Raw genomic sequence first — 14,294 nt, 5'->3', positions numbered from 1 at the left:
GCGCCCGGACACCGGCAGAGTGCTCCCGGCACCCGACCACCCCGCCCGACACGTGAGGAGCAGTGCCCATGCCGGACATCCCCCGTGTCGTCGTCCGCGGTGAGGCGGTGACCGAGGTGCTGCCCGACGCCGCGGACCTGGTGGTCACCGTGCAGGTGCGCGACCGCCGCCGGGAGCGGGCACTGGAGCTGCTGGCCGAGCGGCAGCAGGAGCTGAACGCCCTGCTGGCGGCGCACCGGGAGTCGCTGGGCGCCGTCTCCACCGACGCGGTCGCGGCCTTCCCCGAGGCGGGCGAGGCCGGCCGGGTCAGTGGGTCGGTGGCGACCACGACCACCCGGGTCCGGGTCGCGGACGTGGGCGCCGCCGGCGAGGTCGCCGTGGCGGTGGCCGGGCTGACCGACGTGTCGGTGCACGGACCGCACTGGCGGGTGAGCCCCGAGCACCCGGCGCACCAGGAGGTGCGTGCCGCCGCCGTGCAGGACGCGCTCGCCCGGGCCCGCGCCTTCGCCGCCGCGTTCGGCGGCCGACTGACCGGCCTGGTGGAGGTGCGCGACGCCGGGGGCTGGGGCGGCGGGACGGTGACGGCGGCCTTCTCGTCGGCCCGCAGCGTCCCGGCGCTGGAGCTGCGACCGGCACCGCAGGAGGTGCCCGGTCAGGTGGAGGTCACCTTCACCATGTCCCACCCCGACCAGGAGGTCTTCGCACGATGAGGTTCCGCGAGAGCGGCCGGCTGGACACCTCCGGGATCCAGGACCGGCGGGGCGGTGGCGGCGGGGGCCGGCGCGGTGGTGGTCGGGGGCTGGCGGTCGGTGGTGGCGGTGTCGGCGTCGTCGGGCTGCTCGTGCTGGTGCTCTTCCAGGTGCTCGGCGGCAGTGGCGGGGGCTCCTCCCCGGTCGGCGGCTTCAGCGGGTTCGACGCCGGCCAGGGCGGCGGGCGGGCGTTCGACAACAGCCAACTCGCGGCCTCCTGTGACGAGGTGGCCGACGCCAACACCTCCGCGGAGTGCGCCGTCGTCGCCAGCATCGACTCCATCCAGGACTACTGGGGCGCCACGCTGGGCGCGGACTACCAGCCGGCCGACACCGTGTTCTTCTCCGACCAGGTGCAGAGCGGGTGCGGTGCGGCCACCAGCGGCACCGGCCCGTTCTACTGCCCGGCCGACGCGCAGGTGTACATCGACCTCACCTTCTTCGACGACCTGCAGACCCGGTTCGGAGCCGAGGGCGGCGCGTTCGTCAACGCCTACGTGCTCGCCCACGAGTACGGCCACCACGTGCAGAACCTGCTGGGGATCAACCGGCAGGTGCAGCCCGGTGACGCCGGCCCGACCAGCGGCAGCGTGCGGCTGGAGCTGCAGGCCGACTGCTTCGCCGGCACCTGGGCCGACCACGCCGAGACGGTGCCCGACGAGACGGGCCAGCCGCTCATCGTCGACATCACCGACGACGACATCGCCCGCGCCCTGGACACCGCCGGCCGGATCGGCGACGACTTCATCCAGGAGGAGCTGGGCGGGGGCGCCGTCGACGAGGAGTCCTTCACCCACGGCTCCTCGGAGCAGCGGCAGCGCTGGTTCAGCACCGGTTACGCCACCGGCGACCCCAGCCAGTGCGACACCTTCGCCACCGACGACCTGGGCTGAGGGAAGCCACCGGGCCCCGGACCGGTTGGCGGTGGTCATGACGACACTCGGCATCATCGGCGCCGGCCACATCGGCACGGCGCTCGCGCAGGCAGCACTCGACGCCGGCCACGACGTCGTGATCAGCAACTCCCGCGGCCCGGAGACGCTCACCGACCTGGTCTCCGCGTTGCAGGCCAGGCCCGGACGTCGCGGTCAGGTGCGCGCCGACACCGCGGCCGGCGCGGCGGCCGCCGCCGACCTCGCGGTGGTCACCATCCCGCTCACCGCGGTGCCCGACGTCCCGGTGGAGCCGCTGGCCGGCAAGGTCGTCATCGACACGAACAACTACTACCCGCAGCGCGACGGCCAGATCGCCGAGCTCGACGCGGAGTCGACGACGACCGCCGAGCTGCTCCAGGCGCACCTGCCCACCTCGCGGGTGGTCAAGGCCTTCAACCACATCGGCGCCGCCGACATCACCGCCCAGGGCGCGCCCGCCGGCACCCCGCACCGCCGCGCGCTGGCGGTGGCCGGCGACGATGCGGCCGCGAAGCAGCAGGTGGTCGCCTTCATCGACGCGATCGGCTTCGACACCGTCGACCTCGGCCCGCTGGCCGAGGGCTGGCGCATCCAGCGCGACACCCCCGGCTACGGCCCCCGCCTCGACGCCGACGGTCTGCGGGCGGCCACGGCCGCCGCGAAGCGCTACCGCGACATGTGAGCCACCGGCGCCCGCGGCCGCTCAGCCGGCCGCGAGCGCCTGTTCGGCCGCCTCGACCGCCGCGTTCCACTCCGGCTTCTCGGCCTGCCAGCGGTCCTCGGTGCGGCCCTGCCGCCAGTAGCCGGAGACGGAGGTGAAGGCCGGGTCCAGGCCGCGCTCGCTGCGCAGGTGCAGCCGCAGCTCCTTCACCAGGCCGGCCTCGCCGTGCACGAACACGTGGCCCGTGCCCGCCGGCAGCTGGACCGCCTTCACCGCCGTCACCAGGGCCTCCCCCGGCGCGCCGTCCCCGCGGTGCACCCACACGACGGTGACCCCGTCGCCGAGCACCAGGTCCGACTGCTGCTCCGCCGGCCCCGCGACCTCCAGGAAGACGAACGCGGGCACGCGGGCCGGCAGCCGGGGCAGGGCGGCGGCGATCGCCGGGAGCGCGCTCTCGTCCCCGACCAGCAGGTGCCACTCGGCGTCCGGGCTGGGGGCGTAGGCACCCCCGGGACCGAGCAGCTGGATCAGGTCACCGGGCTGCGCGTTCGCCGCCCACGGCCCGGCCAGGCCGGTGTCGCCGTGGTGCACGAAGTCGATCGTCAGCTCGCCGGCGGCCGCGTCCCAGGCGCGCACGGTGTACGTGCGGGTGACCGGCCAGAGCTCGGCGGGCAGCTCCGCACGCACCTGCTCGGGGTCGAAGGGGACGCCGTAGGGCGCCCCGGCCGGGGGGAAGAGCAGCTTCACGTAGTGGTCCGTGTACTCGCCGGCCGGGAAGCCGGCCAGGCCCGCACCGCCCAGGACGACCCGGATCATGTGCGGGGTCACCCGGGTGGTGCGCAGCACCTCGCCCACCCGGGCCGCCCGGGGACGTCGCACCCGTTCGCGCGTGGTCGGACTGGTCATGCCGGCCTCCTCTGGTCAGGGAAGGCTTGCCTTGCCTCCGCGCCGGCAGCCTACGCGGCGGCCCGGTCGCCGATCCGGCCCTCCTCGGGTGACCGCCGAAATCTGTGATCGTCCGTTTGTGGAGGCGCGCAACGGGGGTATCAGGCCTCCAGCGGAAAGGCGCCCCACCGAGGCCACGGTGGGACCCCCGAGCGTTAGCGACCAGGGCATGCGAGTGCCCTCGCCGGCCCGCCTCGTACGACCACCCGACCCGAAGGGCCGGCGATGGGACGTGCGCGGAGGCGGGTGTGGTCGACGGGCACGGACGCCCAGGCAGCCGACACAGACCACGTACAGCCCATGCAGGACGAGGAGGAACGATGACCCACTCCATCGACACACCCAAGCAGTCCACCAGCGGCGCATCAGACACGTCCGGCGCACCCAAGAAGTCCGACGTCGCCAAGGACCAGGCCCGCGACGTGGGCAACACCGCCCAGCAGGCCGGCAGCCAGGTCGCCGGCACCGCGGCGGACCAGGCCAAGCAGGTCACCCAGGAGACCAAGCGCCAGGCGCAGGACCTCGTGCAGCAGGGGCGCTCCCAGCTGCAGGAGCAGGTCCGCGGCGGCCAGCAGAAGGCCGGCCAGGGGCTGGGCGAGATCGCCCAGCAGCTGCGCATCATGGTCGACGGCAGCGAGCAGACGCCGTCCGGCCCGGCCGCCGACCTGGTCCGCCAGGCCGGGGACAAGGTCGAGGAGCTCGCCGGCTGGCTGCAGGACCGCGAGCCCGGTGACCTCGTCGACGAGGTGCGCCGGTTCGCCCGCCGTCGGCCCGGCGCCTTCATGCTCGGCGCGGCCGTGGCCGGCATCGTCGCGGGTCGACTGACCACCGGCGTCGTCGCCTCCCACAAGGAGGACTCCTCGGGCAACGGTGGGCAGCAGCGCACCGGCACCTCTTACGGCACCGGGACCGCCGGCACGAACTACGTCGCCGGCACCACGCCGGCCGCGGGCTACGCGACCACCGGCACCACCGGCACGGTCCCGCCGCCGCCGTACGGCACCGTCCCCCCGGAGACCACCGCCGTGCCCCCGACCACCGCCGCCGGCTGGGACGACCCGGCCCGCACCACGGGTGAGGGTCGGCGATGACCCAGCCGAGCGCCCCGGGCGCGCAGCCGTACGGACAGCTCGGGACCGGGTACGCGCAGAGCGGTGCCACCGGTTACGCGGCGCCGCCGGCGTCCGAGCACTACGACAACACGGCTCAGCCGATGACCGACGAGGGGCACCCCGAGGTGGAGAACACCTCGGTCGGGACCCTGCTCGGTGAGGTGAGCAAAGACCTCTCGACGCTGATGCGCCAGGAGCTCGAGCTCGCCAAGGCCGAGCTGCGGCAGGAGGCGAACCAGGCCACCGCGATCGCCAAGGAAGAGGCGAACAAGGCCAGCGGGATCGCCAAGGAAGAGGCCGCCAAGGCGGGCAAGGGCGCCGGGATGCTCGGTGGCGCTGCCTTCGCCGGCGTCATGCTGGTCCTCTTCCTCAGCCTGGCCGCCATGTGGGCCCTCGCCTACTGGTTCGACAACCTCGCCTGGGCCACCCTCGTGGTCGCCGTCGTCTGGGGCATCGTGGCCGCCGTCCTGGCCGCGATGGGCCGGAAGAAGCTCAAGCAGGTCGATCCCAAGCGGGTCACCCAGGTGGACCTCAGCCGGTTCAAGTCGATCAACCCGAAGCCGGAACAGACGGTCGACACGCTCCAGCAGGTCCCCGGCGCGCTCAAGCCCCACTGACCCTCCCCCACAGCTACTCCGCGAAGGAGAACGACATGACCAGCAGTGACCCGGACGTGATCCGGCGCCAGATCGAGGACACCCGCGCGAACCTCAGCTACGACGTGGACGCGCTGAACGAGAAGGTCAACCCCACCCGGGTGGTCGACCGTCGGGTCGGCAAGGCCAAGAGCAGCGTGTCCGGGCTGAAGGAGAAGGTCTTCGGGGCGGCACACGACACCCGTGACCAGATGAGCAACCGGGCCTCGCACGCCCAGGGCCAGGCGCACGACGCCGCGGGCAACGTCCAGGGCGCCGCGCACAACGCCATGGAGACCGTCCAGAACGCTCCCGAGACGCTGCAGCGCCAGGCGCAGGGCAACCCGCTCGCCGCGGGCCTCATCGCCTTCGGTGTCGGCTGGCTGGTCTCCTCGCTGCTCCCGACCAGCGAGAAGGAGAAGCAGCTCGCCTCGCAGGCCGAGGCTGCGGTCAAGGAGCACAAGCAGCCGCTGGTCGACCAGGCCAAGAACGTCGCGCAGGAGATCGGCGACAACCTGAAGCCGGCCGCCCAGGACGCGGTGGAGTCGGTCAAGGCCACCGCCCAGGACGGCGTCGAGACGGTCAAGTCCGAGGGGCAGCACGCTGCCCAGGACGTCAAGGGCCAGGCCCAGGACTCCAAGCAGAAGGTCCAGGGTCAGCCCTCCTGACCCACGGCAACTCCCCGACGGGCCCCGGTGCACCTGCACCGGGGCCCGTCGTGCGTCTCCGGCCGGGTGGGGGCGTTCCCCTGATCGGGTGACGGTCCCCCGGTGGCCGCTCCAGCCCGGCCCGGCGTGCGCCGTTCCCCGACGGGACGGACCACGTCCCCGGCCCGGGGGCGAGCCGGACCACGGGACGGAGCGATGGCGGTGGACGCACCCGCACGCGTGCTGGTGGCCGACGACGAGGAGGACATCCGGCAGCTGGTCGTCCTCGCGGTCCGCAGGGCCGGCTGCACCGTCGTGGCCGCGGTCGCCGACGGCGCCCGGGCCCTGAGCGTGGCGCGCGACGAGCGCCCCGACCTCCTGGTGCTCGACGTCTCCATGCCCGAGGCGACCGGGCTGGAGGTCTGCCTCGCCCTGCGCGCCGATCCCGCCACCGCCGGCTGCCGGGTGCTGCTGCTCTCCGCCGGCGCCTCCCCCGACGACGTCGCCCGGGGTCTGGCGGCGGGCGCGGACGCCTACCTGCCCAAGCCGTTCACCGTGGCCGGCCTGGTGCACCAGGTCCGGCTGCTGACCGCGGAGCGCGCCGCGTGACCGCGGTCGCCGGTCCCGTCACCCGCTCCGCCCGGCTCGTCGACCGCACCGGCGTGGCCGGGCTGGGGGCGGCGGCCGCGACCGGCGTCGTGGTGCTCGTCGTCCGCCCCGCCCTGCCGCTGGCCCTGCTGGCCGCAGCGGTCGTGCTGCTCGCCGTCGTCGAGCTGACCCGCCGGCTGCACCGGCAGCAGACCACCGCCCGGGTGCTGGAGGCCCAGCGCAGCGACCTCTTCTCGCAGCGTCAGTCGACCGCGGACGAGCTCCAGGTGGCCACCCGGATGCTGCGCGCCCGCGCCGAGACGATGACCAGCGTCATCGACGCGGTCACCGAGCAGTCGATCATCGGCACCGACCGGGACGGCCTCGTCCGGGTGTGGAACCCCGGGGCCGAGCGGATGCTCGGGCTCCCCCGTGCCGACGTCGTCCGCACCCGGTCGGTCACCGACTTCCACGCCCCCGAGGAGCTGGCACCCGAGGACCCGGCTCCCGGGGAGGCCGGGACCCCGTTCGCCACCCTGGTCCGGGCCGCCCGGGAGCAGGGCAGCGACGTCCGGGACTGGACGTACCTGACCGTCGACGGACGGCGGCTGACCGTGTCGGTGGCGATCACCCCGCGCACCGACGACGACGGCGAGCAGACCGGCTGGAACTTCGTCGGCACCGACATGACCGAGGTGCGCGCCACCGAACGGCTCAAGGACCAGTTCGTCAGCCTGATCTCCCACGAGCTGCGCACCCCGCTGAGCTCGATCCTCGGCTACCTGGAACTGGTCCTGGACGACCCCGACCAGCCGCTGACCGACGAGCAGCGGCAGTACCTGGGCACCGTCGAGCGCAACGCGCAGCGGCTGCTGCGGCTGGTGGGCGACCTGCTGTTCACCGCGCAGGTCGACGCCGGCCGGCTGACCCTGCAGCCCGAGGACGTCGACCTGGCCGGCATCGTGCGGTCGGCCGAGGAGACCGCCCGGGTCACCGCTGCGGCGCGCGGGGTGGCGGTGACCGTCGACGCCCCGGACGGCGGGCTCACCGTCTCCGGTGACGCGCTGCGGCTGGGGCAGGCCTGCGACAACCTGGTGTCCAACGCGGTCAAGTTCACCCCCGCCGGCGGCCGGGTCGCGCTGCGGCTGCGGACCGCCTGGCGGGGTACGGACGGCGAGCTCACCGACGTGCCCGCCGCGGGCGGGACCCGGGTGGCGGTGCTGTCGGTCAGCGACACCGGCGTCGGCATCCCGAACGGCGAGCAGGGGCGGTTGTTCACCAGCTTCTTCCGCGCCTCGACCGCTCGGCGCAACGCCGTCCCGGGGGTCGGGCTCGGCCTGACCATCACCAAGGCGATCACCACCGCGCACGGCGGCACCCTGGACGTGGCGAGCGCCGAGGGACGCGGGACGACGTTCACCCTGGCCCTCCCCCTGCCCGGCTGACGGCCCCGCCGCTTCTTGCGGTTCTCTTGCGGATCGCTCGTGGGAGCCCTGCGGGTGGCCCGCCAGAGTCGTGTCCGTCGCCGGGAGCACCCGGCCGGCACGGCCAGCGCAGGGAGACGCAGACATGACCGCCACGACCACCCGCACCGGGACCGCCCGCAAGGTCGTCGGCTCGCTCGGCGTCGTCGGCGCCGCGGCCGCCGTCGCCGGCATGGGGACCTTCGGCACGTTCACCGACAGCACCGCCCCGCTGGACGCCTCGGTCGCCTCCGGCACCCTGGCGCTGGACCTCGACTCGGTGGACAGCACCGCCACGCTGCCGATGGACGCCGCCGGCTTCGTCCCCGGGGACTCGATCAGCCGCTCGGTCGACCTGGTCAACAACGGGGACCTCGGCTTCGCCGGCATCCAGCTCAGCTCGGCCGCCACCACCTCCAGCCTGCTGGACACCGACACGACCAACGGCCTGCAGCTGAGCGTCACGTCCTGCTCGGTGACCTGGACCGAGTCGGTCGTCGACGGCGTCGCCACCTACACCTGCAGCGGTGTCGCGACCCCGGTGGCCTCCGGCCCGGCGGTGACCGACGTCGCCTTCGCCGACGCCGCCAGCCTCGCACCGCACGGCACCGACCACCTCGTCGTCACCCTGAGCCTGCCGACCACCGCCGACAACGCCTTCCAGGGCAAGACCTCCGCGCTGGCGCTCAGCTTCACCGGCACGCAGCAGACCGGGACCGACCGCTGACGCGGTCGGTCCCGCCCACCTGCTGACCCCCCCCGGAGGACCCGCGATGACCACCGCCCTGCTCGCCAGCCCCGCACTCCGCACGGACACCGCGATCGTCCGGCGTCCGGCGCAGCAGTCCGCCCGGGCGCGCCGCACCGCCGGCCTCGTGGAGCGCGTGGCCGGCCTGACGGCCCGCTGGTCCCTCCGGCTGCTGGTCACCGTCGCCGCCCTGGCCTTCGGCCTGCTGGCCGTCGGGCCACACGTCCTGGACTACCGGACGATGACGATGCTGACCGCCAGCATGTCCCCGGCGATCGACCCGGGTGACGTCACGATCGTGACGCCGCTGCCGGTCAGCGAGGTCACCGAGGGCATGATCATCGCCTACCACATCCCGGTCGACGACCACCACCTCGTCAGCCACCGCGTCGTCTCCGTGGCGCACGGCACCGACGGGACGGTGACCGTCGAGACCAAGGGGGACGCCAACGTGGCGGTCGACCCGTGGCAGGCCACCCTGCAGGGCGACACCGCCTACCAGGTGCGCGCGGTCGTCCCCGAGCTCGGTCATGCGATCCAGGCCCTGCGCACCCCGGGGGTCAGCCAGGCCCTCGTGTACGGCGCCCCCGCCCTGCTGGCCGGCTGGCTGCTGCTGTCGATCTGGCGCCCGGCCACCGCGGTCCGCCAGGACGACGACACCGCGGTCCGCCAGGACGACGACACCGCGGTGCAGCCGTGACCGCCCTCCGCCGCGGGGCCCGGCCGACCGCGCTCGTGATCGACGCCTCGCCCGCCGCGCGGCAGCAGGTGACCGGCCTCCTCGAGCTGGCCGGCTGGTGCGTCCACGAGGCCGCCGACGCCGAGGACGCCCGCCGGCTGAGCAGCGCGGTCGCCCCGGACCTGGTGGTCACCTCGGCCACCGTGCCCGGCGCCGCCGACGGCCCCGGGCTGCTGACGGAGCTGCGCCGAACCGGCAGCACCGCCCACTTCCTGGTGGTCACCCCCGACCCCACCGACGAGGTCCGCGCCGCAGCGGCCGCCGCCGGCGCCCTCGCCTGCCTGGCCGCGCCCGTCGGCGCCCGGCTGCTGGTGGACCTGGTGCGCAGCCGCACCGCCGACCGCACCGCCGACCTGGTCGACGTGGCGGACCTGCACGATGCCGACCTCGATGCCGAGCTGGACGCCGAGCTGCAGGACCGGCTGCAGGGCATGTACGCCGACGCCCTGCCCGCGCGGCTGTCCGCCCTCTCCCGCAGCGTCCGCGCCGGGGAGCCCCGCGCCGTCGCGGCCGCCGCGCACGCCCTCGCCGGCGCCTCCGGTCAGCTCGGTCACCCCGAGGTCGCCGACGTGTGCCGGGCGATCGCCGACGACGCCCGGCGCGGGGTCCTCGCCCACCAGCGGCTCGCCCAGCTGACCGGCCTGGCCGGCCAGGCCGCCGGGTGACGACAACGAGGCCCGGTCCCCCAGGGGGCCGGGCCTCGTCGTCGGATGCAGCTGTCCTGCCCAGGACCGGGTCCGGCCCTGGCCCTTCCTCAGGCCACCAGGCGGTAGCCGACCCCCCGGACGGTCTTGATCTCCGGGTGGCTCAACCCTGCGGCCGTGAGCTTGCGCCGCAGGTTGGACATGTGGGCCTCGACCAGCCGGAGGTTGCCCTCCCAGTCGGTCTGCCAGACCTCGCGCAGCAGCGTCTCCCGCTGCAGGACCCGGCCGGGCCGGGAGACCATCGCGGCGAGCAGGTCGAACTCGGTGCGGGTCAGGTCGACCGCAGCGCCGTCCACCCGGACCTCGCGGCTGTCCGGGTCGACCTCGAGGTCGGCCAGCCGCTGGACGGGGTCCGCCACGGAGGCGAGCGGCTCCGGGACCGCCGGGGTGCGCGGCCGGCGCAGCATCGTCTGCACCCGGGCGACCAGCTCCCGCGGCGAGAACGGCTTGGCCATGTAGCCGTCCGCCCCGACGGCGAGGCCGATCAGCAGGTCGACCTCCTCCGCCCGCGCGGTCAGCATCAGCACGTAGCAGTCGGTCTCGGCGCGCAGCTGCCGGCACACCTCGGTGCCGTCGGCGTCGGGCAGGCCGAGGTCCAGGACGACGACGTCGGGCGCCTCGCGGCGCACCTCGGCCAGGCACGCGGCACCGGTGGTGGCCTCGCGCACGTCCATCCCGGCCCGGCGGAGCACCGTGACGACGAGCTCACGGATCTCGTCGGTGTCCTCGACCACGAGCACGGACTGCCCCGGCACGACCCCTCCCCCACGTCCGATCACCAGCGGGACGCCACCGCGGCGTCCGTGCTGGTGATCGTCCGGGGGCGGTCGGCTCTGCAGCCCTGCCCGGGACCACCGCCCCGAAGGGGTGAGCCCCGGGCTCACACGAAGGCGCTGAACCCGGTGATCGAGCGGCCGACGATGAGGGTGTTCATCTCCCGGGTGCCCTCGTAGGAGTACAGCGCCTCGGCGTCGGCGAAGTACCGGATGACGTCGTTCTCCAGCACGATCCCGTTCCCGCCGAACAGCTCGCGGGCCCAGCCGACGGTCTCCCGGCCGCGGGCGGTCACGTAGCTCTTGGCCAGGGCGGCCTGGTCGTCGCGCAGGTCGTCGGTCTCCTGCAGCTGGGACAGCCGGACGGTCATCCCGAGGCTGGCGGTGACGTTGCCCAGCATCCGGGCCAGCAGGTCCTGGATCAGCTGGAAGGAGCCGATCGGCTTGCCGAACTGGTGGCGCTCCTTGGCGTAGGCGACCGCCACCTCGTAGGCGCCCAGCTGGCACCCGACGCCGCTCCAGGCGACGCCGCCGCGGGTCACCTTGAGCACCTTGTTGACGTCCTTGAAGGTGTTGCCGTCCTCGAGCTTGTTCCCGGCGGGGATGCGGCAGTCGGTGAAGGTGAGGTCGGCGTTCTGCACCGTGCGCAGCGCGAACTTGTCCTCGATCTTGCTGGCCTGGAAGCCAGGGGTGCCCTTCTCCACGACGAAGGTCTTCACCTGGTCGTCGGCCTCGTCCCGGGCGAAGACGACGACCACGTCGGCGAAGGTGCCGTTGCCGATCCAGCGCTTGGCACCGTTGAGCACCCAGGAGTCGCCGTCCCGCCGGGCGGTGGTGCGCATGCCCCGGGCGACGTCGGAGCCGCCCTCGGGCTCGGTGAGCCCGAACGCGCCGATCGTCTCCATCCGCATCATCGAGGGGATCCAGCGCTGCCGCTGCTCTTCCGAGCCGAGGATCATGATCGAGCCCATCGCCAGGCCGTTGTGCACACCCAGGAAGGTGGCCATCGACGGGTCGACCCGGGACAGCTCCATCGCCTGGAAGCCGGTGTACAGCCGGGAGGCGCGGGGCCGGCCCTCCCAGTCGTAGGAGCGGCCCACGATGTCGGCCTCGGCGAACTTGGGGATCAGGTCGTGCGGGAACTCCGCCGCGGCCCAGGAGGCGTTGACGTGCGGCTTGATCTCGGACTCGAGGAACTCGCGGAGGGCGAGGAGCTCCTTCTGCTCGTCGTCGGACAGCAGCGTCTGGAAACCGAAGAAGTCGGCGGGCAGGAGCAGATCGGTCATGGCGGCAGTGCCTTCTCTCTCGTCGTCGTCGACGTCCTGCCCCCGATGCTGCGCCCGATCGCCTGCACCAGCCACCGAGGGTGTCCCAGCTCACCTGCACCTGCCCGCCGAGTGACAGCTGAGCGGGCCTTCCCGGCGCGGGGAGCCCGCTGAGCTGTCACTCGACGGACGGCTGGGTGGGCGAGCCGGCAGGGCCGCTCAGTTCAGGGCGCGGGTGCCGGCGGGCAGCGTGCCGCCGGCGACGATCTCGAGGGCGGCGTCCTGCAGCGCGGTCAGCGCGACCCGCTGGGTGAACGGGCCGGTGGAGACCCGGGAGACGCCCAGCTCCTGCAGCTCGCGGGCCGGCAGCGAGGCGCCCGGGACGCTGATCAGCGTCAGCTTGCCCCGGCCCAGCCCCTCGACCACCGCCTCGATCTCCTCGCGGGCGACCAGCCCGGGGACGAAGACCACGGGCGCGCCGGCCTCGAGGAAGGCCGTCCCGCGGCGCACCGCCTCGGCGACCAGCTGGTCGCGGTCGGCGTCCGCGCCGGCCCGCACGAAGGCGTCGGTGCGGGCGTTGAGCACGAAGTCGATGCCGGCGTCCCGCCCGGCGCGGAGCACCGCCTCCACCGCGGCGACCGCGTCGTCCAGCGGCTTCATCTGGTCCTCCAGGTTGCCGCCGACGACGCCGACCTCGATGGCCCGGCGGGCGGTCTCCCCGGCGTCGCCGTAGCCGGCCTCCAGGTCCATGCTCACCGGCAGGTCCACCGCCGCGACGATCCGCCGGACCATGTCCAGGTGCAGGTCCAGCGGGATGTTCTCGCCGTCCTCGTACCCGAAGGTCGAGGCGATGCCGTGGCTGGCGGTGGCCAGCGCGCGCACGCCGTCGGTGCCGGCGACCACCTGGGCGGAGACGACGTCCCAGACGTTGGGGAGCACCAGGACGTCGGGGGCGGTGTGCAGGTCGAGGAGCGTGCGGGCGCGGGTCGCGAGATCGGTCATGCACAACGGATAGCCCGGTAGGTGCGGGTCGACACGTCTGCCCGGTCGCGCCCACGGCGCTCTCTAGCCTGTCGGCATGGTCTCCCTCGGCACTCCGCTGTCCCCCTCGGCCACCCGCGTGCTCCTGCTGGGCAGCGGTGAGCTGGCCAAGGAGGTGCTGATCGCGCTGCAGCGGCTCGGCGTGGAGACCATCGCCGTCGACCGGTACGACCACGCCCCCGGCCACCAGGTCGCCCACCACGCCCGCACGATCACGATGAGCGACCCGGCGCAGCTGCGGGCGCTGATCGAGGCGGAGCGGCCCGACGTCGTCGTCCCGGAGATCGAGGCGATCGCCACCGGGACGCTGGTGGAGCTGGAGGCCGAGGGGGTGCGCGTCGTCCCGACCGCCCGGGCCGCCCGGCTGACGATGGACCGGGAGGGCATCCGCCGGCTGGCCGCCGAGGACCTCGCCCTGCCGACCAGCGCGTACCGGTTCTGCGACTCCCTGGAGGAGCTGCGCGCCGCCACCGCGGAGGTCGGCTTCCCGTGCGTGGTGAAGCCGGTGATGTCCTCGTCGGGCAAGGGGCAGAGCAAGCTCGACGGGCCGGACGACGTCGAGCCCGCCTGGCAGTACGCGATGGCCGGCGGCCGGGTCGCCGGCACCCGGGTCATCGTCGAGGGGTTCGTCGACTTCGACTACGAGATCACCCTGCTGACCGTGCGCTCGCTGCGCGACGGGCAGACCGTCACCGGGTTCTGCGCGCCGATCGGCCACCGCCAGGAGGCCGGTGACTACGTGGAGAGCTGGCAGCCGCAGCCGATGTCGGCGGTGGCGCTGGACCGCGCGCAGGCGATCTCCGCGGCGGTGACCGCCGAGCTGGGCGGGCTGGGCGTCTTCGGCGTCGAGCTGTTCGTCCGCGGGGACGACGTGTGGTTCTCCGAGGTCAGCCCCCGGCCGCACGACACCGGCATGGTGACGATGACGACGCAGTGGCAGAACGAGTTCGAGCTGCACGCCCGCGCGCTGCTGGGGCTGCCGGTGGACACCGCCCTGCGCAACCCGGGCGCCTCCGCGGTGGTCTACGGCGGGGTCGAGGCGGCCGGGGTCACCTTCGACGGGGTCGACGACGCGCTGGCGCTGCCCGGCGTGGAGCTGCGGCTGTTCGGCAAGCCGGAGAGCTTCACCCGGCGGCGGATGGGCGTGGCGCTGGCCCGCGGCGAGGACGTCGACGCCGCCCGGGCCACCGCCCGCGAGGCGGCGTCCCGGGTACACCCCCGCGGCTGAGCCGCCCGCCGTCGTCCACACCGGGACGCCCGGTCCACAACCGCCCGGGTCGTCCCCTGGCGCGACCCACCCGCCGCCACCC

The 14,294-nt window shown here is 74.3% G+C and carries 16 protein-coding genes; 12 read left to right on the top strand and 4 right to left on the bottom strand.

Features of this window, described 5'->3' with window-relative positions; genetic code table 11:
* Positions 1-68 precede the first annotated feature (68 nt).
* From FB380_RS21055 to FB380_RS21045, 3 genes are read left to right on the top strand one after another with little or no spacing between them, the layout of a single operon-like run.
* Positions 69-710: an SIMPL domain-containing protein gene (locus FB380_RS21055; RefSeq protein ID WP_166757336.1), complete on the top strand. Its 642-nt coding sequence runs from the start codon at positions 69-71 to the stop codon at positions 708-710.
* Complete coding sequence (gene ypfJ / locus FB380_RS21050) at positions 707-1,642, top strand: KPN_02809 family neutral zinc metallopeptidase (RefSeq protein WP_166757335.1); 936 nt, start codon at positions 707-709, stop codon at positions 1,640-1,642. Before FB380_RS21055 ends, ypfJ begins: the two co-directional genes overlap by 4 nt.
* Positions 1,643-1,679: 37 nt before the next feature.
* Complete coding sequence (locus tag FB380_RS21045) at positions 1,680-2,345, top strand: NADPH-dependent F420 reductase (RefSeq protein ID WP_166757334.1); 666 nt, start codon at positions 1,680-1,682, stop codon at positions 2,343-2,345.
* A 21-nt stretch (positions 2,346-2,366) separates the two neighbouring features.
* Here FB380_RS21045 and FB380_RS21040 read toward each other — a convergent pair whose 3' ends face one another.
* Positions 2,367-3,230 carry a siderophore-interacting protein gene (locus FB380_RS21040; protein ID WP_166757333.1) on the bottom strand — a complete coding sequence of 288 codons (864 nt, stop codon included), beginning with the start codon at positions 3,228-3,230 and terminating at the stop codon, positions 2,367-2,369.
* A 359-nt stretch (positions 3,231-3,589) separates the two neighbouring features.
* Between FB380_RS21040 and FB380_RS21035 the strand changes: the two genes are divergently transcribed.
* The 8 genes from FB380_RS21035 (at position 3,590) to FB380_RS21000 (ending at position 9,866) form a co-directional block, all read left to right on the top strand.
* Positions 3,590-4,360, top strand: a complete 771-nt coding sequence (locus FB380_RS21035; RefSeq protein ID WP_166757332.1) for a hypothetical protein — start codon at positions 3,590-3,592, stop codon at positions 4,358-4,360.
* Positions 4,357-4,998: a phage holin family protein gene (locus tag FB380_RS21030; RefSeq protein ID WP_166757331.1), complete on the top strand. Its 642-nt coding sequence runs from the start codon at positions 4,357-4,359 to the stop codon at positions 4,996-4,998. Before FB380_RS21035 ends, FB380_RS21030 begins: the two co-directional genes overlap by 4 nt.
* Before the next feature lie 35 nt (positions 4,999-5,033).
* A complete protein-coding gene (locus FB380_RS21025) occupies positions 5,034-5,684 on the top strand; it encodes a DUF3618 domain-containing protein (RefSeq protein WP_166757330.1) in 651 nt (216 codons plus the stop codon).
* Positions 5,685-5,885: 201 nt separating this feature from the next.
* Positions 5,886-6,272 carry a response regulator gene (locus tag FB380_RS21020; RefSeq protein WP_373286326.1) on the top strand — a complete coding sequence of 129 codons (387 nt, stop codon included), beginning with the start codon at positions 5,886-5,888 and terminating at the stop codon, positions 6,270-6,272.
* Positions 6,269-7,696, top strand: a complete 1,428-nt coding sequence (locus FB380_RS21015) for a sensor histidine kinase (RefSeq protein WP_166757328.1) — start codon at positions 6,269-6,271, stop codon at positions 7,694-7,696. Before FB380_RS21020 ends, FB380_RS21015 begins: the two co-directional genes overlap by 4 nt.
* A 124-nt stretch (positions 7,697-7,820) precedes the next feature.
* Positions 7,821-8,441: a TasA family protein gene (locus FB380_RS21010; protein WP_166757327.1), complete on the top strand. Its 621-nt coding sequence runs from the start codon at positions 7,821-7,823 to the stop codon at positions 8,439-8,441.
* Between the two features lie 46 nt (positions 8,442-8,487).
* Positions 8,488-9,162 carry a signal peptidase I gene (locus tag FB380_RS21005; RefSeq protein ID WP_188959561.1) on the top strand — a complete coding sequence of 225 codons (675 nt, stop codon included), beginning with the start codon at positions 8,488-8,490 and terminating at the stop codon, positions 9,160-9,162.
* Positions 9,159-9,866: a response regulator gene (locus FB380_RS21000; protein WP_166757326.1), complete on the top strand. Its 708-nt coding sequence runs from the start codon at positions 9,159-9,161 to the stop codon at positions 9,864-9,866. Before FB380_RS21005 ends, FB380_RS21000 begins: the two co-directional genes overlap by 4 nt.
* Before the next feature lie 89 nt (positions 9,867-9,955).
* Here FB380_RS21000 and FB380_RS20995 read toward each other — a convergent pair whose 3' ends face one another.
* The 3 genes from FB380_RS20995 to FB380_RS20985 all read right to left on the bottom strand — a co-directional run bounded on the left by FB380_RS20995 (position 9,956) and on the right by FB380_RS20985 (position 12,945).
* Positions 9,956-10,660, bottom strand: a complete 705-nt coding sequence (locus FB380_RS20995) for a response regulator transcription factor (RefSeq protein ID WP_166757325.1) — start codon at positions 10,658-10,660, stop codon at positions 9,956-9,958.
* A gap of 125 nt (positions 10,661-10,785) precedes the next feature.
* Positions 10,786-11,964 carry an acyl-CoA dehydrogenase family protein gene (locus FB380_RS20990; protein ID WP_166757324.1) on the bottom strand — a complete coding sequence of 393 codons (1,179 nt, stop codon included), beginning with the start codon at positions 11,962-11,964 and terminating at the stop codon, positions 10,786-10,788.
* A 198-nt stretch (positions 11,965-12,162) separates the two neighbouring features.
* The gene (locus FB380_RS20985) at positions 12,163-12,945 is read right to left on the bottom strand and encodes an isocitrate lyase/PEP mutase family protein (RefSeq protein ID WP_166757323.1); all 783 of its coding nucleotides are present in this window, start codon (positions 12,943-12,945) and stop codon (positions 12,163-12,165) included.
* Positions 12,946-13,021: 76 nt separating this feature from the next.
* Here FB380_RS20985 and purT point away from each other — a divergent pair, with 76 nt between their 5' ends.
* Positions 13,022-14,212, top strand: coding sequence for a formate-dependent phosphoribosylglycinamide formyltransferase (gene purT, locus FB380_RS20980; protein WP_166757322.1), 1,191 nt, complete (start codon positions 13,022-13,024; stop codon positions 14,210-14,212).
* Positions 14,213-14,294 lie beyond the last annotated feature (82 nt).

The organism is Modestobacter marinus, from assembly GCF_011758655.1.
Classification (GTDB): Bacteria; Actinomycetota; Actinomycetes; order Mycobacteriales; family Geodermatophilaceae; genus Modestobacter; species Modestobacter marinus.
The sequence above is the reverse complement of the archived record's forward strand: the minus strand, read 5'-3'. Positions and strand labels throughout refer to the sequence as shown.